General features: G+C 45.0%; 22 protein-coding genes and 1 riboswitch. Of the genes, 12 read left to right on the top strand and 10 right to left on the bottom strand.

Features of this window, described 5'->3' with window-relative positions:
• Positions 1 to 5: 5 nt before the first annotated feature.
• The 7 genes from leuC to ilvE form a co-directional block, all read right to left on the bottom strand.
• Positions 6 to 1,418 (bottom strand): 3-isopropylmalate dehydratase large subunit, encoded by a 1,413-nt coding sequence (gene leuC, locus LCM11_RS12950; RefSeq protein ID WP_224894709.1) that lies wholly within the window; start codon positions 1,416 to 1,418, stop codon positions 6 to 8.
• 25 nt (positions 1,419 to 1,443) lie between these two features.
• Positions 1,444 to 2,550 (bottom strand): 3-isopropylmalate dehydrogenase, encoded by a 1,107-nt coding sequence (gene leuB / locus LCM11_RS12955; RefSeq protein WP_224894710.1) that lies wholly within the window; start codon positions 2,548 to 2,550, stop codon positions 1,444 to 1,446.
• Positions 2,551 to 2,563: 13 nt separating this feature from the next.
• The gene (locus tag LCM11_RS12960; RefSeq protein ID WP_224894711.1) at positions 2,564 to 4,111 is read right to left on the bottom strand and encodes a 2-isopropylmalate synthase; all 1,548 of its coding nucleotides are present in this window, start codon (positions 4,109 to 4,111) and stop codon (positions 2,564 to 2,566) included.
• Positions 4,098 to 5,129 (bottom strand): ketol-acid reductoisomerase, encoded by a 1,032-nt coding sequence (gene ilvC, locus LCM11_RS12965; protein ID WP_224894712.1) that lies wholly within the window; start codon positions 5,127 to 5,129, stop codon positions 4,098 to 4,100. The genes LCM11_RS12960 and ilvC overlap by 14 nt, the downstream gene beginning before the upstream one ends.
• A gap of 29 nt (positions 5,130 to 5,158) precedes the next feature.
• Positions 5,159 to 5,680, bottom strand: a complete 522-nt coding sequence (ilvN, locus tag LCM11_RS12970; RefSeq protein WP_224894713.1) for an acetolactate synthase small subunit — start codon at positions 5,678 to 5,680, stop codon at positions 5,159 to 5,161.
• On the bottom strand, positions 5,677 to 7,392 hold the full coding sequence (gene ilvB, locus LCM11_RS12975) for a biosynthetic-type acetolactate synthase large subunit (protein ID WP_224894714.1): 1,716 nt from the start codon (positions 7,390 to 7,392) through the stop codon (positions 5,677 to 5,679). The genes ilvN and ilvB overlap by 4 nt, the downstream gene beginning before the upstream one ends.
• A 396-nt stretch (positions 7,393 to 7,788) precedes the next feature.
• Entirely contained in the window at positions 7,789 to 8,691 is a 903-nt protein-coding gene (gene ilvE / locus LCM11_RS12980) for a branched-chain-amino-acid transaminase (protein ID WP_224894715.1), read from the bottom strand.
• 515 nt (positions 8,692 to 9,206) lie between these two features.
• Between ilvE and LCM11_RS12985 the strand changes: the two genes are divergently transcribed.
• The 4 genes from LCM11_RS12985 to LCM11_RS13000 all read left to right on the top strand — a co-directional run bounded on the left by LCM11_RS12985 (position 9,207) and on the right by LCM11_RS13000 (position 11,876).
• Positions 9,207 to 9,758 carry a DICT sensory domain-containing protein gene (locus tag LCM11_RS12985; protein ID WP_224894716.1) on the top strand — a complete coding sequence of 184 codons (552 nt, stop codon included), beginning with the start codon at positions 9,207 to 9,209 and terminating at the stop codon, positions 9,756 to 9,758.
• 61 nt (positions 9,759 to 9,819) lie between these two features.
• On the top strand, positions 9,820 to 10,428 hold the full coding sequence (locus LCM11_RS12990) for an ECF transporter S component (protein WP_224894717.1): 609 nt from the start codon (positions 9,820 to 9,822) through the stop codon (positions 10,426 to 10,428).
• Positions 10,425 to 11,660 (top strand): methyl-accepting chemotaxis protein, encoded by a 1,236-nt coding sequence (locus LCM11_RS12995; RefSeq protein ID WP_224894718.1) that lies wholly within the window; start codon positions 10,425 to 10,427, stop codon positions 11,658 to 11,660. Before LCM11_RS12990 ends, LCM11_RS12995 begins: the two co-directional genes overlap by 4 nt.
• A 90-nt stretch (positions 11,661 to 11,750) precedes the next feature.
• Positions 11,751 to 11,876 carry a YjcZ family sporulation protein gene (locus LCM11_RS13000; protein WP_224894719.1) on the top strand — a complete coding sequence of 42 codons (126 nt, stop codon included), beginning with the start codon at positions 11,751 to 11,753 and terminating at the stop codon, positions 11,874 to 11,876.
• Between the two features lie 305 nt (positions 11,877 to 12,181).
• Here the strand turns inward: LCM11_RS13000 and LCM11_RS13005 are convergent, their stop codons facing one another.
• The gene (locus LCM11_RS13005) at positions 12,182 to 12,739 is read right to left on the bottom strand and encodes a hypothetical protein (protein ID WP_224894720.1); all 558 of its coding nucleotides are present in this window, start codon (positions 12,737 to 12,739) and stop codon (positions 12,182 to 12,184) included.
• Positions 12,740 to 12,995: 256 nt separating this feature from the next.
• On the opposite strand from LCM11_RS13005, the gene LCM11_RS13010 reads away from it, so the two are divergent.
• The 5 genes from LCM11_RS13010 (at position 12,996) to LCM11_RS13030 (ending at position 18,348) form a co-directional block, all read left to right on the top strand.
• Positions 12,996 to 13,895, top strand: coding sequence for an EamA family transporter (locus tag LCM11_RS13010; protein ID WP_224894721.1), 900 nt, complete (start codon positions 12,996 to 12,998; stop codon positions 13,893 to 13,895).
• Positions 13,896 to 14,061: 166 nt separating this feature from the next.
• Positions 14,062 to 14,167, top strand: a riboswitch (SAM riboswitch).
• Positions 14,168 to 14,251: 84 nt separating this feature from the next.
• Positions 14,252 to 14,734, top strand: coding sequence for an OsmC family protein (locus tag LCM11_RS13015; protein WP_224894722.1), 483 nt, complete (start codon positions 14,252 to 14,254; stop codon positions 14,732 to 14,734).
• Complete coding sequence (locus tag LCM11_RS13020) at positions 14,731 to 16,344, top strand: sodium:solute symporter family protein (protein ID WP_224894723.1); 1,614 nt, start codon at positions 14,731 to 14,733, stop codon at positions 16,342 to 16,344. The genes LCM11_RS13015 and LCM11_RS13020 overlap by 4 nt, the downstream gene beginning before the upstream one ends.
• A 302-nt stretch (positions 16,345 to 16,646) precedes the next feature.
• On the top strand, positions 16,647 to 17,552 hold the full coding sequence (locus LCM11_RS13025) for a Gfo/Idh/MocA family protein (RefSeq protein WP_224894724.1): 906 nt from the start codon (positions 16,647 to 16,649) through the stop codon (positions 17,550 to 17,552).
• 163 nt (positions 17,553 to 17,715) lie between these two features.
• Positions 17,716 to 18,348 carry an FMN-dependent NADH-azoreductase gene (locus LCM11_RS13030; RefSeq protein ID WP_224894725.1) on the top strand — a complete coding sequence of 211 codons (633 nt, stop codon included), beginning with the start codon at positions 17,716 to 17,718 and terminating at the stop codon, positions 18,346 to 18,348.
• A gap of 172 nt (positions 18,349 to 18,520) precedes the next feature.
• Here the strand turns inward: LCM11_RS13030 and LCM11_RS13035 are convergent, their stop codons facing one another.
• Both LCM11_RS13035 and LCM11_RS13040 read right to left on the bottom strand, forming a co-directional pair.
• Positions 18,521 to 19,018, bottom strand: coding sequence for a hypothetical protein (locus tag LCM11_RS13035; RefSeq protein WP_224894726.1), 498 nt, complete (start codon positions 19,016 to 19,018; stop codon positions 18,521 to 18,523).
• Between the two features lie 409 nt (positions 19,019 to 19,427).
• On the bottom strand, positions 19,428 to 20,075 hold the full coding sequence (locus tag LCM11_RS13040; protein WP_224894727.1) for an ERF family protein: 648 nt from the start codon (positions 20,073 to 20,075) through the stop codon (positions 19,428 to 19,430).
• A 96-nt stretch (positions 20,076 to 20,171) separates the two neighbouring features.
• Between LCM11_RS13040 and LCM11_RS13045 the strand changes: the two genes are divergently transcribed.
• The 3 genes from LCM11_RS13045 (at position 20,172) to LCM11_RS13055 (ending at position 21,484) form a co-directional block, all read left to right on the top strand.
• Positions 20,172 to 20,504 carry a hypothetical protein gene (locus tag LCM11_RS13045; RefSeq protein ID WP_224894728.1) on the top strand — a complete coding sequence of 111 codons (333 nt, stop codon included), beginning with the start codon at positions 20,172 to 20,174 and terminating at the stop codon, positions 20,502 to 20,504.
• A 111-nt stretch (positions 20,505 to 20,615) separates the two neighbouring features.
• On the top strand, positions 20,616 to 20,801 hold the full coding sequence (locus LCM11_RS13050; protein ID WP_224894729.1) for a hypothetical protein: 186 nt from the start codon (positions 20,616 to 20,618) through the stop codon (positions 20,799 to 20,801).
• Positions 20,802 to 20,872: 71 nt separating this feature from the next.
• Positions 20,873 to 21,484: a DedA family protein gene (locus LCM11_RS13055; protein ID WP_224894730.1), complete on the top strand. Its 612-nt coding sequence runs from the start codon at positions 20,873 to 20,875 to the stop codon at positions 21,482 to 21,484.
• Positions 21,485 to 21,486 lie beyond the last annotated feature (2 nt).

Below are 21,486 nucleotides of genomic sequence, written 5' to 3' on the forward strand. Positions count from 1 at the left end.
CCCTCCTAAACGGTACTCATCTGTTTTCTGACGTCTACGAAGCGGCCTTCCAGTGCAGCAGCTGCTGCCATTTCAGGACTGACCAGATGGGTTCTGGCTCCATTACCCTGACGTCCTTCAAAGTTCCGGTTTGATGTCGAGGCACAGCGTTCGCCAGGCGGTACGATATCGTCATTCATCGCGAGACACATGCTGCAGCCTGCGTCTCTCCATTCGAAACCGGCGTCTATAAATATTTGATCCAGTCCTTCTTTTTCCGCTGCCTGCTTCACAGATTGGGAACCTGGTACGACGAGCGCTCTGATCCCTTCGTGGACACGGCCGCCTTTCACAATATCAGCGGCTTTTCTCAAATCGCTGATCCTTGAATTGGTGCAGGAACCGATAAAGACATGCTCTATCGGGATAGACTGAATGGTTTGATTCGCTTCCAGTCCCATATACTCCAGGGCACGCTCAATGCTGTCTTTTTCATCATCACTTTCGGCATCGAGTGGATCCGGTACTTGTGCGGAGACAGGTACACAATGAGAAGGATTGGTGCCCCACGTTACCTGCGGCTCGATTTCATCGGCATGGATTTCAAGTTCCATATCGTATCGTGCACCTGGATCTGATGCCAGGTTCAGCCACTGCTGGGCCACCTGATCGAATTCTTCCCCTTCCGGCACGTAACGTTTGCCTCTCAAGTACTCGACTGTTGTCTCATCCGGGCTGATCAATCCCGCTCTTGCTCCTGCTTCAATGGACATGTTGCATATCGTCATACGTTCTTCCATGGACAAGTTACGGATTGCTTCGCCCGTATATTCAATCACGTGACCGGTTCCAAAGCGAACACCGAAACGGCCAATGACCGCAAGTATTAAGTCTTTCGCGGTTACGCCAGTACCCAGCTTGCCATCGATATGAACTTGAAGAGTCTTCGGAGGCGCCTGCCAGATTGACTGGGTGGCAAGCACGTGTTCCACTTCACTCGTACCGATTCCAAAAGCTAACGCTCCAAAGGCTCCGTGAGTAGAGGTGTGGCTGTCGCCGCAGACAATGGTTTTACCCGGCTGGGTTAAGCCAAGCTCCGGCCCGATCACGTGGACAATCCCTTGATCCGGGTGGTTAATATCGGCCAGGCTGATGCCAAATTCTTCACAGTTTTCTTCAAGTGTCTCCATTTGCTTTTTGGAAATCTGGTCTTTAATCACGTTTCTGTGAATGGTCGGCACGTTATGATCCATGGTTGCGTACGTCAGGTCCGGCCGGCGGACTTTCCTCCCGCTCAGGCGCAGACCTTCAAACGCCTGGGGAGAGGTGACCTCATGAATCAGATGCAAGTCGATGTAGAGGAGGTTCGGCTTCCCTTCTTCTTCATGAACGACATGCTGATCCCAAACTTTCTCAATAATTGTTTTCGGTTGACTCAATGTGTACCGCTCCCTTCTTCAACTATTACACGTAGCACCTCATGATATTTTCAGTCGTGTCACTCGTGCTTAATTGTTCAATCACTTTATTCGCGAGTTCACTTCCGCTGACTGGAATGCCTCCGCTAATGTTAAGGTCGGCCGTATGGTAGCGCGCTGCTAACACGTCCTGTACGGCTTTCTCGACTTGTTCGGCTTCTTCTTCCATTTTAAAGGAATGCTTCAGCATCATCGCAACGGATAAGATGGATGCCAGCGGGTTTGCTTTGTTTTGACCGGCGATGTCCGGTGCAGATCCGTGAACTGGTTCGTATAAGCCCAGCCCATCTTTTCGGATACTTGCCGATGGAAGCATGCCGAGTGAGCCGGTTAATACAGACGCTTCGTCACTTAAAATGTCTCCGAACATGTTCTCTGTCACGATGACGTCGAAGTAAGAAGGATTCGTTACCAGCTTCATTGCGGCAGCATCGACAAGCATATGCTCAACCGTTACTTCTGGATACTCCTGCTTCTTCTCTTCCACGATCTCGCGCCACATTCGGCTCGATTCTAATACGTTTGCTTTATCCACAGAGGTCAGATGGTTTCTTCTTAGTCTGGCACTCTGGAACGCCTGCTCAACGATCCGCTCAATTTCATGTCTCGAATACGCCAGCGTATCTACGACTTCAGCGTCGTTGTTGCGCCTTTCACTCGGTTCTCCGAAATAGAGTCCTCCTGTTAATTCCCTGACAATCAGCAGATCACTTCCTGTGACAACTTCCGTTTTTAAGGGGGACGCATGGAGGAGCTGCTGGAACGCCTTAACCGGCCGCAGATTAGCGAAAAGTCCCAGCTGCTTACGAATGCCAAGCAGTCCTTTTTCAGGTCGCATATGACCAGGCAGGTCATCCCATTTCGGACCGCCTACAGCTCCTAAGAATACAGCATCCGCTTTATGACAAGCTTCAATCGTATCTTCCGGTAAAGGGGTGCCGTCCTGATCAATGGCGCTTCCTCCGATATTGTGCGTTTCGAAAGTGAATGTGTGCTGATGCTGTTCAGCTATGGCTTCCAGCACGCGCTTAGCAGCTTTTGCTACTTCGGGACCGATCCCGTCTCCCGGTAAAAGTACAATGTGCTTTTTCATAACATTTCCCCCTTTATACGTGAACCTGCTTTTGAACTGGTTCCGTGTTCTTTCTATATAATGTGCGGTTTACGGCGTTTAAGAAGGCATGTGCAGATGCTTCAAGAACATCCTGCGCAGATCCGCGCCCGGAAGCTTTCACATCATCTACGGTTAGCTGTACGTGCACTTCTGCCAGCGCATCTCGTCCTCTTCCAATCGAGCTTAACTGATAATCCTGCAAATGCACATCGGCATCGATTAAATCATCCAGCGTGTTGTAGATGGCTTCGACACTGCCGTCTCCTGTGTTGGCTTTCTCGACTTCTTCGCCATTCGGCTTGGTAAGAAGTACTGTGGCTGTCGGACGATTGATGCTTCCGTATTGAACCTGGAAGGCTTTCAGCTCGTATTTCGGCTGATCTTTGTCTTCGGTCTGCGTATCGGTCAGGATCGCAAACAAATCGTCGTCGGTGACTTCTTTCTTCTTCGCCGTCAGGTTCTTGAAGGATTCAAACGCTTCCTTCAATTTCTCATCCGTCAACTCATAGCCCATTGATTCGGCTTTTTGTTTGAAAGCGTGACGACCGGAGTGTTTACCCATTACCATACGATTGGAATCGATTCCCACCATCGCTGGTGTGATGATTTCGTAAGTGGACGAGTCTTTCAGCATGCCATCCTGGTGAATGCCGGATTCGTGAGCAAAGGCGTTACGGCCGACAACGGCTTTGTTACCTGGAACCATCATGCCGGTCATACGGCTGACCAAATCACTCGTTCTCTTAATTTCTTTCAAGACAAGGTTTGTCTGATAATCATAACGGTCTTTACGGATTTCAAGAGCGACTCCGATTTCCTCAAGTGCCGCGTTTCCAGCACGTTCGCCGATTCCGTTAATGGTGCCTTCGATCTGGCGGACTCCATTTTCAATAGCCGCAATCGAGTTGCTGACAGCCATACCTAGATCATCGTGGCAGTGAGCCGAAAGAATCGCCTGATCAATATTCGGAACGCGTTCTCTTACTTCTCGGAACATGCGTCCGTATTCATCCGGTGTTGAGTATCCGACCGTATCAGGAAGATTAATAACGGAGGCACCGGCGTCAATCACTTTTTCAATAATATGAACTAGGAAATCGATATCGGTTCGGCTGGCATCTTCTGCAGACCACTGAACGTGAGGGAATTTCTCTTTTGCGTAAGATACAGCTTCTACCGCTGTTTCCACCACTTCATCTGGTGTTTTCTTAAGCTTATGCGTCATATGAATGGCTGAAGTAGCTAAGAACACGTGAAGTCTTGGTTCTGCTCCACCTTTCAATGCTTCCCAGGCAATATCGATATCTTTCTTGTGAGCTCTCGCAAGCCCCGTTACTGAAACGTTTCTCACCGTGTTCGCAATCTCACGGACGGATTCAAATTCTCCCTGGGAGGAAGCAGGAAATCCTGCTTCCATGATGTCTACCCCAAGGCGTTCCAGCTGCTTCGCAATCTCTAATTTTTCCAGGCGGTCCAAGTTCACGCCAGCTGACTGTTCTCCGTCTCTAAGAGTTGTATCGAATACGTTAACGTGAGCCATGAGAGACCACTTCCTTTTCTTTAGATTGGGATTTCTTAACAAAAGGCATTAACTCTCGGAGTTCTCTACCCACCTTTTCAATTGGATGATTGCTCTCCAAGTTGTTGATCGCTTCGAACTCTGGGCGATTCACTTTATTTTCTAAGATCCAGCCTTTTGCGAATTTACCAGTCTGAATGTCCTGAAGTACATCTTTCATGCGCTCTTTTGTTTCTTCGTTGATGACACGCGGGCCAGATACGAAGTCACCCCACTGAGCTGTATCGGAGATGGAATAACGCATGCCTTCAAGACCGCCTTCATACATCAAGTCAACGATCAGTTTCAGTTCGTGCATACATTCGAAGTACGCTACTTCCGGCTGGTAGCCTGCTTCTGTCAGAGTTTCAAATCCTGCCTTAACTAGGCTTGAAAGTCCGCCGCATAATACCGCCTGTTCACCGAATAGATCCGTTTCCGTTTCTTCCTGGAAGCTTGTTTCCAGTACGCCGGCACGGCCGCCGCCGATTCCTTTAGCATAAGCTAACGCGATTTCTTTCGCTTCACCGGATACGTCCTGCTCGACTCCGATTAGAGCGGGTACACCAGCGCCTTCTTCAAATGTTCTTCTTACAAGGTGTCCAGGGCCTTTTGGAGCTACCAGGAATACATCAACGTTAGATGGAGGCACGACCTGGTTGAAGTGAACGTTGAATCCGTGCGCAAATGCAAGAGCTGCATTTTCTTTCAAGTTCGGCTTAATGGATTCTTCGAAAACAGTCGGCTGGTGTTCATCTGGTAAAAGAACCATAACTACGTCTGCGTCTGCTACAGCGTCCGCTACTTCTTTTACTTCCAGTCCATCCTGTTCAGCTTTATCCCAGGACTTCCCTTTTCTTAGTCCAACGACAACGTTATGACCGCTTTCCTTTAAGTTCTGTGCGTGAGCGTGGCCCTGTGAGCCATAGCCGACAACAGCAACCTTCTTATTTTGTAGAACCTCATCTTGGATATCATTGTGGTAGTAAACATGTGCCATTTAAAATCTTCCTTTCTGTAATAGAGTAATTAGTTTAGTAGAGAATAAGATTTTACTTCTGCTTGTTGAGGCTGATTTCCCCGTTTAAAGGCAGTTAAGCCGGTTCTTGCAAGCTCTTTAACACCATAAGGTCGTAAGAGTTCAATCAGCGCATCGACCTTATCGGACTTACCAGTAACCTGAACCGTGATGCTTTCTTTACTTACGTCAATAATCGTAGCGCGGAACGGTTCGATAATGCCCTGAATTTCGCTTCGTATCTGCGGGTTGCTGATGACTTTGACCAGTGCAAGTTCCCGGGCGACAATCGCATTGTCTGTAATATCGGAAACCTTCAGGACATCAATCTGTTTATTCAGCTGTTTTGTCAGCTGTTCCAGTTTGCGGTTATCCTCCACATCGACCACGAATGTCATTTTGGAAACGCCCTCTGTCTCGGTGCGGCCGACAGATATACTTTCAATGTTGAACTGCCGCTTAGCCAGCAGCCCTGTTACTCGGTTTAATACGCCGCTGCGATTATGAACGATCGCAGTAACTATCCTTTTCATGGTTTCACCCCGATCATTTCGTGAAGTCCTTTACCTGGTGCGATCATTGGATACACATTTTCACTTTGAAGTACTCGGCAATCGACAACGGCCGGCTTATCATCTGCAAGGATGTCCGGAAGTACCTCTTCAAGTGTTTTCGGTGAGTCAATGAAGTAACCAGGAATCTGATAACTTTCTGCAAGTTTTACAAAGTCAGGCTGCGTATCAATGATAGAGGAAGAGAAACGACCGTCGTAAAACTTCTCCTGCCATTGACGAACCATGCCGAGAGCCTGATTGTTCACGATGATGACTTTCACTGGCAAGCCGCGTTCCTGAAGAACGGACAGCTCTTGAAGCGTCATCTGGAATCCGCCGTCCCCTACGATCGCAACGCAGGTGGATTCCATATCTGCAAGCTGTGCGCCGATCGCTGCCGGAAAACCATATCCCATGGTTCCAAGTCCACCTGAGGTTACCCAGCGGTTCGGCTCATCAAAATGGTAATATTGAGCCGCCCACATCTGGTGCTGTCCAACATCAGTGGTTACAACAGCTTCACCGCGGGTATAGTCATATACTTTCTTGACCAGCCACTGAGGAACAATATCTTCATCTTTCTGGTGATACCACAGTGGATAGTCCGCTTTACGCGCCCAGCTCTTATCCAGCCATTCCTTATGATCAAGGCTTGTGACTTCTTTATTATTTAACGCCTTCAATGCAGCCTTGGCATCGGATACGATCGGAATCGATGTCGGAACGTTTTTCCCGATTTCTGCCGGGTCGATATCAACGTGAGCCACTTTCGCCGATGGTGCAAAATGCTTCAAGTTTCCTGTCAGGCGATCATCAAAGCGGGCCCCAATGTTAATCAGAAGATCACATTCATAAAGAGCCATATTCGCGGCGTACGTTCCGTGCATGCCTCCCATGCCCAGCGACAGTCGATCGCTGCCTGGATAACTGCCTAGACCAAGCAAGGTAGATACAACCGGAATTTCATAGTTTCGCACGAAGGTTCTAAGTTCTTCCGAAGCTCCTGCGTGGATAATACCTGAACCAGTTAGAATAACGGGTTTCTTCGCCTGCGTCAGTGCTTCGTGAAGCTTCGTGATCTGGAGTGGATTCGGTTTCAGTGTCGGCTGATAGCCCGGAAGATGAAAGTGATGAATAACATCCTTAGCATACACTTCTGAAGAAATGTCTTTCGGTATATCAACGACTACTGGTCCCGGACGCCCGGTAGTGGCAATGTGAAAGGCTTCTTTCACAATACGCGGAAGCTCCTCGATATTTTGAACCTGGTAGTTGTGTTTCGTAATTGGGGTCGTGATGCCCATTATGTCTGACTCCTGGAAAGCATCTGTCCCAATGACTCCTTTAGCCACCTGGCCTGTGAAAACAACCAGCGGGATGGAGTCCATCATCGCATCAGCGATCCCGGTTACCAGATTGGTAGCTCCCGGCCCGGAAGTTCCGATGACAACACCTGCACGGTTCGCTACTCGAGCATATCCCTCTGCTGCGTGAATCGCTCCCTGTTCATGACGGGGAAGAACGTGATCAAAGCTTCCTTCTGCCCGGTAGATGGCGTCATAAATTGGGAGTACGGCACCTCCCGGGTAACCAAATAAAGTATCGACACCTTGTTCAATCAAGGATTCAACCAGCAAATCTGCTCCTGTCTTTGTGGCGGTCTGCTCTTTCACACTTGCCTCTGCCTTCATTTTTTAATCCCTCCTTAGAGTATTTAGAAAATCATTGCGGCCAATCTGTTTCACTATTATTAAAATAAAAAAGACCTTTTCATCCTCACTTCCTCATATACACGTCGGTATAAGGAAAGAGAGGGGTGAAAAGGTCTATTACTTTCACGGTACCACCCTCGTTTTCGTGAAGCTTTTACGCTCCACCTCAGGGAGTTCTCTTAGAACTCCTTTTGATAACAGGTGCGAATAAAAACACCTGGTTCCGCCTACTAGTAAACCGTTCAGCGTGAACACTCAGGGATGATGTCAGAATAAGATGTATTTCCGGGCTTCCAGCAACCCCGGCTCTCTGTGAATACAAGAACTTACTCTTTTATTCCCGTCTTCGTATTAGTCCCTATTAACTTTTCAAGTCTAGCTTACTTGAACTTTATCTTTGTTGTAGACTTTGTAACCGTCTGTCGTTGTAATCTTACGGAATTCAGAAAGCAGGTGATTGGTTATGACGCCTGGCTTTCCATCCCCTACAGGACGTTGGTCCACTTCTACTACTGCGATGACTTCTGCTGCTGTGCCTGTTAGGAATACTTCATCAGCTACATACACATCATGGCGGGTAAAAGGCTGTTCTTTCATTTCGTAGCCTTTTTCTTTAGCAAGATCAATGATGGCGTTTCTTGTAATGCCTTCCAGCGCCCCTAAATAAGTAGGCGGTGTATAAATGGTGCTGTTTTTTACGATAAAGATATTGTCTGCTGAGCCTTCTGTTACGTAACCTTGATCGTTCATCATCAGGGCTTCGTCTACTCCAGCCTGATTTGCTTCCATTTTCACTAGAATATTATTTAAATAGTTTAATGATTTCACTTGAGGCGGGAGTACATCCGGACGGTTTCGTCTGCTGGAAACCGATGCGAGCCTTACGCCGCGCTCATAAAGTTCTTTCGGAAACAAAGCAAGTGCTTCAGCAATGACAACCACTCTTGGATTTGAACAACTGGATGGGTCTAAACCGAGATTACCCATTCCACGGGAGACAACCACTCGAATGTAGGCTGTTTCCAGCTCGTTCTTGCGGACGGTTTCAGCAATAATCTCTTTCATCTCCTCCTTCTCATAAGGCATTTGAAGCATGATTGATTTTGCTGAATCATAGAGGCGGTTTAAGTGTTCATCTAATTTGAAGATGTTGCCTTCGTAGACACGAATACCTTCGAATACCCCATCTCCATATAAGAAACCGTGGTCGTAAACGGATACGACGGCCTCGTTCTTATTTACATATTCGCCGCTTAAATAAATCCATTGGCTGCTCATCCTTAGCACTCCTTTCTTTTCTATATTTAATGTTTGAAACGATAGATTTATGAAGGAAAAAAATAGTGGACCCTGACACAAACGTGACATTCATTTTTATGCTCAGGGTCCCATGGGGGTCCTTCCACATGATCAACCTTCGTTGGCGTTTCAGAGAATTACCGGTGAAGTTGATTGAGGACTACTTTAAACGGATTTCGCGAGAAGGTCAACAGGTTTTAAGTAAATTTTCTGAACACTTAGATTATTCACCGAAAAAGTTAAGCGCTTACATGCTTGTATGCCATGTGTTATGCGCGTTCAACCGCTCTTTCTTTTTTTCTTTTTTATCTTAATTTTTGTATTTATCTTTACTCTTCTGGCAAGTATCCGATGAAATAAAAGAGTGTCGTTCCCTTTATTTCATTAGGTATTTTATAATGGATCATTTTATTCATTAATGATATGTTTATATTTCCAATTAACAGCCTAAATACTCAGAAGTCGCAGCGACTTCTCACAGGAGGAATACGTAGATGAATATTGAACATCTCTCTCTATTTAACGAATGCTTCGGTTCTGTCGAAGGAGAAACAAAAAATTTGGATAACGCACATTTGTCTCAACTGCAGTCCAGTTCCTTACATTTTGAATCCAAGGTGCCACAGCTTGAGTACATGTGTTTAATGATGGAAAACATGGTTCTTATGAAAAAATTAAAAGGAAACGTCTATGCTGGATTTCAGAAATTCTCCCGTGCCCATAACGTGCTGGACCGCTTCCAGGCCATGACGGAATATTCCAATGTTTATATTTTCGGTGAGGAAGATGTGACGATGGATTCTTCCGACGGCATCCACTACATTCCGCTTCCTCCTAACAGCAAACTGATCCGGGAATGGTTTTTAGTCATCGAAACACCCACCTTTAAGTCCATGATGGTTGCTTACGATCTGGATGGCTTTGGCGTGTATGAAATCGAAGAAAGCCGAAACTTTAAAGGGGCGAAGTCCTCCAGTCCGAAAGTTGTCGAACATGCAGCCAGTCTGCTGGCTCCTCATACCCGCTCATTACAAGGAAATGCGTAGCCCATTAGAAGAGAAGAGGCTGAGTGTTCTTCTCTTCTATTCCTTAAGGAGATGAAGAATATTGAAATTATCTAAACTACAACGCACAACCACCATTGGGATTCTAGCCGCCTGCAGCATGATCCTCTATTATTTTAAATTTCCGGTTCCTTTCTTTCCGCCCTTTCTCACTATGGATACTAGCGACATTCCCGCTCTGGTTGGAGCCATTACCCTTGGACCTGTGGCAGGCGTACTCATTCAGTTTCTCAAGAATTTAATAGACTACATCACTCATGGCAGCTATGCAGGACTTCCTGTCGGACAAATGGCTAATTTCTTCTCGGGAGCGCTCATCGTTGGACTGATTGGGATGTTCTATCATTATCAAAAGAAACTGAATCTATGGAGTTTCACTATTACGATTACCGTTTTCTTATCCACAATGTATCTATTAAATTACTATTTTATTCTCCCATCGATCATGGAGCTGATCGGGGTCACAAAAAAACAGTATGTCGAGCAATTCACCCAATTTAATCCATTCGCCACCGATTTTAGAACTGCCGTCCTTTATGTCATCATACCTTTTAACTTGTTGAAGATTGGGATGATCTATGGCATCGGTCTCCCCTTCTCTTTCCGTCTGGACAGGATCCTAAATTCCAAGAGAAAGCGAGTACTACTATGAAAAGAAAACAATGGTTTACACTTATGTCCATCAGCCTGGCTGTCATGATTTATGGCACCGTGAGTTATAGTTTATCCTTTTATTTCACCCCTGCAGCCGGCCTTTCCATCTTAGCGGCACTGGGTGTAGGAACAGCATCCCTTCTTATCCTCTTGTTTTTCAACGCTAAAAGAAGGTTCTTACGAGATGAGTCAGAACAAACGGATGCAAATGAACCTCAAGATGAATCCATCCGGCATTCCCTGGAAGAACTTCGTCACGTGGAGGCACATAGTGAGCATTTGAACAATATGAATAAACAAGTAACCGAGTCAGCTGAACAGGTCAGTACGCAGTTGATGGAAATGGTCGAGGATATCCAGATCGAAGGAGAACACTTAGCTCAATTTCAGAGCCAGATGGATAGTATTAACGGCATGATTCAGTCTCTTGGTGAGATCATTGAGACCTCCGCATCAACATCCGAAAGTGTCCGTTCATTGTCGAATGATGGAAAAGAAAAAGTCGATGAATTCAACCATGTGTTTACAGAGATCATTCAGGTTACCGAACAATTTGGAAGTTTTAATGAAAAGCTTCTGAGACAAATGAAAAAAGTAACAGAAGCGCTTGGAGCGATCGAATATATCTCCAACCAGACCAACCTGCTGGCCTTAAACGCTTCCATCGAAGCCGCAAGAGCAGGAGAGCACGGGAAAGGATTCGGGGTAGTCGCAGACGAAATCCGTAAGCTCTCCGCCCAGGTTAAAGACAGTGCGGACACAATTGAAAATGTCATAAGCCAGGTAAATTCCAGTATCTCTGACCAGAAAAAGTCGTATGAAACGGAAACAGAAGCCCTTAATGCAGGAAAAGAAAAAGCCAAGGAGATGACAGAGATTTTCGATCAGGTTATTGAGAATATCTCCGAACTTCACGACCAGTCCAAACAAGTTCAGACTCACTCGGCAGACGTGATCACCGAAAAGAAAAAGACACAGGAGAAATTCGCAGAAATTCATCAGCTCACTCAGCAGCTGAGCGCAAACACCGAAGGATCTTCCGAAAAAATTATGGAGCAGCAGACGACGATGATGGAGCTCGATATGACCGCTATGACGATGGTGGATCACATCCAGAAAATCAAAGCCAATCTTCAAGACCACTTGCAGACCACCGATAACGTCCGCTGGATCCGCCCAAGTGAATGGAACGAACGGAAAGAACAAGAGCAGATCCAGAAGGGCTCCTGATTTATTTTTAAAACCACCATGGTCATCCGCCCTCCCAACTCCCCTGTTTTTTCATAGCCTATCGTATAGGATAATAAAGGTGGTGAAGATATGGGCTGGTATGGCGGCTGTGGATACGGCGGCGGTGGCGGCGGATACTACGGAGGTAGTACATTCGTCTTGATCGTTGTTTTGTTCATTCTATTAGTTATTGTTGGTGCTTCTTTCTATTACTAGAATGAATACAGTAGTGAATCATTGATACCCGTTTTCAGATGGTTCACTCCTCATACCGGGAGGCGTGTTCGTGCCTTCTGGGCTATTTAAATAAGTGTGAGAGCCAGGTCCTTAAACTAAGGGGCTGGCTTTTTAAGTTGTATAAAGGGTAGGCACAGGAATGATTGGGAAAATGCAGTAATTTCTGGGGAGCACGGCCCATTTACAACGTACACACTCAAAAAGTTTACAGAATCAATAAAGAAGAACTCCTTAAATCTGGAGTTCTTCTTTATTATCTCTATTATGTCATCCACTGTCTGATTCTACTGTATTTTCCTCTCCGCGCTCTGCGTAAGCTGGTTTAAGTAGAAATCTTTAAGTGACAGGTCAGGTCCAAATGGGAAAAGCTGCTCGTTTCGATCAGATGGCTGTTCCTCTTTAAGCGACTCCTCTTTGAAAGGTTCTTCTTTGGAAAGTTCCTGCTTAGCCTGTTCCCCGGTAGATTTGTAACTAATGTGAAACTCTTCCTGATAAATAGGGGTTTCATTCAGCGCTTCCTGCTGCTTCATGCCGGAGATCCACGTCTCGAAGTTATAGGTGCCACGGTCAATAATCACACATAGATCTTCCAGTGACTGAGTCAGCTCTATTAAACAATCCATACCATTTTTTAAGATGATCCCTTGTTTCCTAGCTTTTTCTATCGAATGTTCCAGTTTATATGGCTCTTCTTTATAACTGAATTCTACATAACAGCTGCTGCGGTCCCAGTTGAACGTAAAATCTTCAATTTTTAATCGCTTCATCACATTGACCAGATTCGTTTCCACCATACCCTGCTCTTTATACGGCATTAACTTTAATAGACTATTCTTGAACATCCCCACGAACACTCCTTTTTTTCTGAATTTTTATAGTGTTTCCCTTATACTCAATCAGTTCGACAAAAGGGAGAAAATCCCTGTAAAAATCGTTTTACATTTATCGCTATGATTCTCAAAAATTCACCTCAAAATCCGACATTCCTTAAGTTGTTCCTTCAATAAAATTGAGTTTTTAAAGGGCCTTTGAAATAATAGAATCAGTGTGTTCGGCAAAATAGAAGCACGAATTGTCTTGATTGGGAGGTTATCAAACATGAAGGGAAAAGGGATTGTTCTAGTCTTCCTGGGTGCGGCAAGCTTCGGTTTCACCCCTATCTTTGTCAAAACGGGTTTTCAATATGGGTACTCTCTGGGTCAGCTAAATATTGTCCAAATGTTCGCCGCCTTTGTTTTACTTTGGGGATTGTCTATTTTAAAAGGGTTGCGAATAAGAGAAATTCGGACTTCAGACCTTGTCAAAGTTGCTGCTACGGGCAGTACGGTTGGACTGACGAGTATCTTTTATTACGGAGCAATGCAGTACCTCCCCGCTTCTATTGCGATTATTCTGCTTTTCCAATTTGTCTGGATCGGTATGCTGTATGAATGGATTTTCACGAAAACGCCACCTGAACGCATTCACTTGATTTCGCTGGTGGTCACTCTTACAGGAGTGGTGTTAGCTTCAGGCCTTACAGGTCGTGGTCTCGATTTACACCCGATTGGTCTTCTGCTCGGACTGTTGGCAGGGTTTTCCTATGCCGGATTTATTTTTTTCAGTGGTCAGGTGGCTGTCGATTCCCATCCTGTACTGCGGAGTTCCCTTATGGTGACAGGGTCTCTGGTACTTGTGATCCTTATTTTCATCCGTGACATTCCTACCGTCCCCGTTCTGGACATGCGCTTATGGGCGATTGCTACTGGAATCGCGCTTGTCGGAGCCGTTATTCCTCCCCTGTTCTTTGCGGGCGGTGCTCCACTTATTTCAGGTCGTCTCGCTAATGTACTGAGTTCTGTAGAACTTCCTGTCGCCATTATTTCAGCCATGCTGATTCTTTCCGAAACGGTCACCTTTTTGCAGTGGATCGGCGTATTTTTGATCCTTGCAGCTATTTTTATAAATGAGTTTGGCGGTAAGTTGATGCATGCGGAACAACGGCGTAAGGTGAGCTAGGCAGGGCTGTCATTCCCGTAAAAAACCGGGTTCCTTTTTATATTGAATCCATACAGTGATAAGCGTTTTCTTCGCTCAGCGTCTTCTTGTTTCCGAAGCTGACTTCCAAAAAAGTTGTTGACAGATGATTAACTTTAAACGTAGAATATTCTTTAAATTCATAATTTTCTTATCGAGAGCGGTGGAGGAATCTGGTCCTTTGATCCCGCGGCAACCTGTTTTATAAACAAGGTGCTCAGTCCAGCAGACACTTTCTGTCTGAAAGATAAGAGTCGGGATATTTAAAACCAACCCTTCTATTTTTCTTACAGAAAAGTGGAAGGGTTTTTTATGTTTTAAAGGGGAGGTGAGATGAAATGACAGGTCAGCAAACACAGAAGAAGTCAGCATTACGGTCGATTAACACCCAGAGCAAGCGCACCAGCCAGTTTCAGAATGTCCATTCTATTCGGGATTTTACGTTTACAATTGATGAACCCGAGAAACTTGGAGGTTCCAATGAAGCATTAACTCCGATGGAATACATGACTGGATCGCTAAACGGCTGTTTTATGATTGTGGTCGAAATGGTAGCGAAGGAAAAAGGGTTAACGATTGAAAAGCTGGAGGCCGCTTCAAGTGGTGGTATCGATCACAGAGGATTGTTCGGCACAGCCGATGCGAGTCCACACTTTCAAACGGTGACGCTTGAGGTGGACGTTACATTTGCAGAGCAAGAAATCGATGAAGAAGAGTTTATTCAACTCGTTCAAAAACGCTGTCCGGACTACAACTTGTTTAAGGATGCAGACGTAAAAATAGAAATTAATTGGAAAATCAACAAGGAGGTACAAACATGAGTTCATATGGTTTTTGGATGATTTCACTCGCTTTATTATACACGCTCGCCCTCATCATCGTCGGTAATGTGGCGAAGCGAAAAGCCAACCGCGGCGAGCAATATTTTGTAGGGGGACGGACATTTAGATGGTGGACCGTGGCCTTTTGTATAACCGGCCTCTTCTCAGGTTCGACGTACATATCGATTGTCGAGCTTTCCTATCTGACCGGAATATCAGCCATCTGGTACGGAGTCGCCGAAACCTTACAAGTCTTACTGATTGCTTTATTATTAATCAAATCATTTCGTGAAAAGTTAGTTGTAACCATCTCGGGGTTAATTGGCGATCAATTCGGCAGACGCGCTAAAGCTTTATCTGGTGCAATTACAGCATTTGCGTTTCCAATGTGGTCCGTTGCTACAGCGATTGCTTTTGCTTCTGCCTTTCACGTGTTCACCGGCGTTTCTTTATCCTTGTCCGTCGCTTTTACGGCTATCTTACTATTCGTTTATTTGCAGTCAGGCGGTATGTGGGCGGTGGCCTTTACACAAACCATGAACACGATTATTTTTGCCATTATGTTTACTATTGGAACCGTGGCCTTCTTCATCAACCCGGGCATCTCCGGCTTACAGCAGCTTGCTGCCGAACAGCCGAGCATGTTTGATTGGGGCGGCGCCGGTCTTCAAGTAATTCTCGTATGGTTTGCCACCTTCCTCGTAAACGTAATTTTAGCGCAGGCCGCTTTTCAGATGGCCCTCTCCTGCAAAACACCTGAAGAAGGACGCAAAGGCTTAATCGTCGCAGAAGTGATGAGTGTTCCATTTATTCTGTTGGGAATTCTATTTGGCTTATCGGCCGCTGCGGTCGTTCCTGACGCAAGCCTCGGACTCGTTGCTCTTCCCCAATATTTAATGGAAGTGCTGCCTGCTCCTTTCGTCGGCCTGTTCTTCTTAGGCATCTGGGCGTGTGCTCTTGGATGGGGAGCGCCTTGTCAGTTCTCAGGTGCCACCAGTCTTGGAAAAGATGTCGGAAGCGCGATTTTCCCTGGTGCCTCTCCAGAACAGCTTGTTAAATATACGAAATGGTCGCTGCTCCTTCTGACCGGACTCATGATCATTTTCGGATTCCTTCGTACAGAACAATCCGCCTGGTGGAACGTACTCGCCTGGACGATGAGAAACTCCGCCACATTTGCACCCGTAGTTGCCGCATTATTCTGGCCGCTTGTCACAAAGCGAGCTGTCCTGGGCTCCCTTTTTGGCGGATTTGCCGCAGGATTGACCTGGTATCACTTAAGTAATTGGCACCCGGCCGATTTCTTCTTGAACATTCACCCGGTTTGGGTAGGGATGAGCGTCAACATCCTCGTGATGGTCCTGTTTACCGTTGCTTTTAACTACGGAAATTGGAAAATTGCCAACAACCGGTCTGTTAAAGGAGCCGTTGTGCTTGCTAGCATTGCCGTGCTGTTTGTCGTTAACGGGGTATTCTATGAATCCCTTCACTCCGCTGGTGTAGTAGGGTTGACCCTATTTCTTAATGTGCTCGCCGTATTTATTGGAAGCATTATTTATATCAAACCAAAAGCGGAAGAAGCATCGTTTCAGAAGAAAGTGGTTTCTTAAAGATAGAGGACCACTCCTAGAAGTACAGATTTTTAATAGAAAACGTATGACCCATGCATAGATGGAATGAAAAGCTTAGAGGATATAAGCCTCTAAGCTTTTCAAAATGTCGAAAGCCCCTACACATTCACGGCCGAAGCAGTGCTCTCTTCCTTACCTCTGATCTTCGACACAGCCCTTGGTGTCATTCGAAAAAAGTTGTCCAGGATTCTATTCAAACCAACTTTCAAGTTAAAATCTTACGGTCGTGTTACTCTAAAAGTGATCAAACTTACCATAATACTACTTGCGAGGTGTTGAATATGAAGATTGGTATCGTTGGCTTAGGAGATATAGCTAAAAAAGCTTACTTACCCGTGCTTTCTGAGAAAGAAGATATTGAACTGGTGCTTTGCACTAGGAATAGCGATGTATTAGAGAGTTTATCCAACAAGTTCAGAATTCAGGAAAAGGCGCACACAGTAGAAGAACTGATCAAAAAAGATGTCGATGCAGCCATCATCAGCGCCGCTACAGAAGCGCATGTGGAACTCGCAGAAAAACTGATTACAAATGGGATCAACGTTTACATAGATAAACCGGTATCTATGAACTTTCATGAAACAGAACGGGTAGTCAAGCTCGCTAGAGAGCACGGAACGATAGCCATGGTCGGCTTTAATAGAAGATTCATTCCTATGGTCAATGAACTAAAGGATCACGGCAAACCCAGCATGATTTTGATGCAGAAGAACCGATTTGCCGACCCGCAGCCTGTTAGGCAGTTCGTGGTTGAGGACTTCATTCACGTCGTCGATACACTCAGGTTTTTACTGGACAGAGAGGTCGAGGAGGTAAAAGTCGAGTCCATTAGAAATGGTGAAATGCTGGATCAATTAGTCATCCAATTGATCGCACAAGGATGTATCGCAATCGGCATCATGAATCGAAACGGCGGTGTGACGGAGGAGATGATTGAGTACACGACCGGTCATGACAAATATGTCGTGGATAATCTCACCGAAACGACTCACTACCATGATAAAGAAGTCCGTGTCACGAATTATGGAGGCTGGGACCCCACGTTATATAAGCGCGGTTTTTATCAAATAACCGATCACTTTATCGAATGTGTGCAAACCAATCATACACCTGATCCTTCCATCGAAGATTCGTTGCGGACACATGAAATTTGTGAGCGGATCGTTGAAGCGATTTATTCAACGTAAAGGAGCCTGTCATGCCTCTACTCCTTTCCATGTACGAACCATAAAGCAGGTTTCCTTCATTGTTGGTTACATTTACTAAATCTCAGTAGTTGATATCTTCACTTCGAGATATTATAATCCTAATGTATTAAAAATGGAATGAACAACAGGAGGAATGCAACCTATGAACGTACTTGTCATTAAAGCCAATAACCGTCCAGACGGTATTTCTACCAAGATGTATGAAACATTTCTAGAAAATATGAAAGAAACAGATGAGATCAATGTGAGCACGTATGACCTTTTCAACGAGGACATGCCTTACCTGGGTCAGGATTTGTTCAGTGCTCTTGGCAAAATGCAAGAAGGTGTTGCTCTGAACGACCTCGAGCAACGACTTATGGATGCCAAACAGAAAGCAAAAGACGCCATCCAAGAGGCTGACGTAATCGTGGTCGCCTTCCCGCTATGGAATTTCACAATTCCGGCAAAACTGCAAACATTCGTCGATTATATTGCAGAAGCTGGCTTTACCTTCAGATATACAGAGAGTGGTCCAAAGCCGCTTATGACAGACAAACGTGTCATCTTAATGAACGCCCGCGGTGGAAACTATTCGGATCCATCCATGGCACCTATGGAAATGTCGCTCAGCTACATGCGTAACATTTTTGGTGGATTGTTCGGTATGAATGTTAAGAACGAGGTGGTCATCGAGGGGCATAATGCTAATCCTGACCAAGCAGAAGAACTTGTACAGGAAGGTCTTGAAAAAGTCGCTCAGATCGCTTCTGATCTGTCTTACCAAAACGCGTAATTCAAGAAAAAGGTCAGCCTCCACAAAAAGAGGCTGACCTTTTTTGTATCTTTTGAAAAACTTCTATATATGTAGAAGCGCATTTTTTTATAACACAGCTAAATCTGTATCAAAGTGAAGTGCTTTTTAGTCCTTGTCTACTAACTCCATGACCAGATTACAGCAGCACTCCCTACTTAGAATCATCTATTCCGTCTGCCGTTAAATCTTTTCCGAAACCATTTATGTAACTTGATTGAATAAGGTCATGGCCTTTGCTTAGAAGATTTACTTTGACCGCATTATTTCTGGTTATGATCTTTTTCAATGCAGCTTCCTCTATTTCCCCTGTAATCCGAAGTGTACGGCCGGCCTGTAAGGCAGTATGTGGTTTTACTTTATAAACCTGTCCAGGAGGATCTGAAAAATTTTCACCCACCATTAACTTCGTTTCTTCTAGATTAGATTGGAGTCTGCTATTCAGAATTTCAAATTCTATATAAAAAGGTTGTGAAGGCTGGTCAGATTTATTTTTTATAAAGGCGGCTATTGTTACGGCCTCCCCACCATCTCCATCTGGAATAAGCACGACTTTACTCTTCTCGGTAATAGCTAGGGCATTTGAATCCGAGCATCCTGTCATAAAGACGGAGAATAACAGAGCAGTGCCAATCAATAAGAACTTTCTCAACTATACTCACTCCTATTGCTTCTAAACCGATTTTCTAATGTCTAACCAAACATGATCAGTTGCCAACCATTTTTATGGTGGCCAAGATCTCTATTAGGAAGAGTTGATTTCAAAAAAGGAATCTACCTTTTTTCCTTCAGTCTTTTCACTTCTCTTTCAAGGCTGTTGACTTTTTGCTGTAATTCTTTGTTGGGTTCAGTGAATTGTCTCCCTACTATAACCAAAAATCCTAATAAAAGAACAAATCCTCCCCCAACAGCAACTATACCAAATATTACAAGATTTAAGATAACGAACACTCCTAAAAGGTGTTTTCATTTATCTACGAACTGAGCACGGATATCGTTTCAAAATCTCACATAAATCTTATCTGTTTAACTACAGCCTGAGCGTTCACTCTCCTCCTCTTTCAATTCCTCAGCTTATAAATATCAAGCTCCATCATTCCTTCGTCTTTCTCCGATTCAATAAACTCCAAATGACAGCTTTCCCGCTTCTCATTCGTTTCCCTTACAACCGTGGTCACCATTTTATAAATATAATCCAGACCGCTGACCAGAAATTTTTCATATTGAGATTCCACGAGACCATCTTTATTTAGAAATTCATGACAGTACCGGTAGCCGACCGCAAGCTTGATCAGTTCCTGGGAGGCGTATGGTTTCTTCTCCAGAATCAGTTCGACCAGCTGCATTTTATTAAACGAGTGGATGGCCGCATTCCCCATCACGCCCTGGTGTACCTTAAACTCGCCTGGAAATAAACCATCCGCAAACCGTTTTAACCGGTGCTCCACTTCAACAAAAGGAAGATCATGCAACGAGCTTAATTCTTCCAAGTGGTGAAAGACTCTAAGAAATTCGGATTGCGCAATTACCGCGTACAGCTCCATGTACAATTCACTCAACTGCAGGTAATCATGCTCACGCCTGAATTTCGTGGTGTCGACGCGGAATTCAAATTTAGTTTTACCCCAGTGAAGAACCAAATTAAATACAAGGGTCATGATGGCTACAATCGCAGGAATCAAAATCACTTCCATAACCCATGCCGGCATAAATCAGCCTCCTCTTTCGTAACGTAAAAAAAAGCTTCCCTTCCCCACCGCCTTAGGGTATTGTATATCTAATATCTGGAAAGGAGGGAGAAGGAGATGAATATCGTTAAAATTCTATTTGCGCTGCTCACGGCTGCCTATTTCTTAGGTTTGAGCCCTGCCGCGTCCTTACAGGCGTATGAGACTATAGAACAGACGGATTCACTCGTGGCGCATTTCACGGATGTGAAGCAGGAAGCCCTGAATGTGTCTCCCGTCCTTCTCCCTAAAGGTAATGACACCCGGTCCTTACCTTCTTTCCTGATCACTCCAAACCGGATGAAAATGAAACTAAAGGGGTTTCTTATGGCGCCCGCCATCTACTTGGAACCGCGTAACGGGGCATCCGGATTTCTGACCTTAGAACAATTCCATTCCAATTATCTGTAAATCTAGTCGTCTCCCTTTTCACAAAAAGGTGCTGCAGCTTTTCTTTTTCACACTATAGGAAAGCTTATTTTTCGTGTGCATTTAATTAAATACTTTTTAAAGGAGATTAAAATGAAACATACAGAAGTAATGGAATGGATGGCCTATTATGTTCTCGCGTTCGTTATTTTATTTTTACTGTTTGGTGGAATCTGGACAGCAGGATTGCTTACTGGTGTGCATTGGCAGGACTACTGGATCGAATTTCACTGGAGCATGGTTAACATAAAAGAACTGAAACAAATCATAGGATTATAAATAGAGAGGACGGGCTTTAAGCTGTCACCCCCTGCTTAAGTCCGGTTATTATAAAAACTTGGAGGTACACGATGGCCGATTGGATTACTGAATTTATGAGTCACTATGGGTATGCAGGCATCTTTCTCATGATGGCCGTAGAGAACATCTTCCCCCCTATTCCATCTGAGGTTATCCTTCCATTCAGCGGTTTTATGACGCAGGCTGCCAGCCTATCGATAGCTGGGGTGATTGTAGTTTCGACTACAGGTTCTCTTGCAGGTGCGGTTGTGCTTTATGGGATCGGAGCATGTTTGAATATGGAAAAGTTGGAATCCTTCGTGGAACGTCATGGTCATAAACTGCGAATTAAAAGTGAAGACGTTAGGAGAGTTGAAGAATGGTTTCAACGCTACGGGATATGGGCCGTGCTTCTCGGGCGTATGGTTCCACTCGTCCGCAGCCTGATTTCTCTGCCCGCCGGAATGGCGAATATGAAGCTGAGCTTATTTCTGCTATTCACCATCCTTGGAACCCTGGTTTGGAACACCATCCTTATTTTAGTGGGGGCATTGATGGGTGAATCATGGAATGAGATTTCCCGGCTTTTGGAGGTTTATTCGAATATTGCCTATATAGGTCTTGGCATAGGAGGCGCCCTCCTCCTTATCATCATGATCCATAAAAAAATTCAAAGCGCATAAGG

Source organism: Halobacillus halophilus (assembly GCF_020171985.1).
In the GTDB taxonomy this organism is placed as follows: Bacteria; Bacillota; Bacilli; order Bacillales; family Halobacillaceae; genus Halobacillus; species Halobacillus halophilus_A.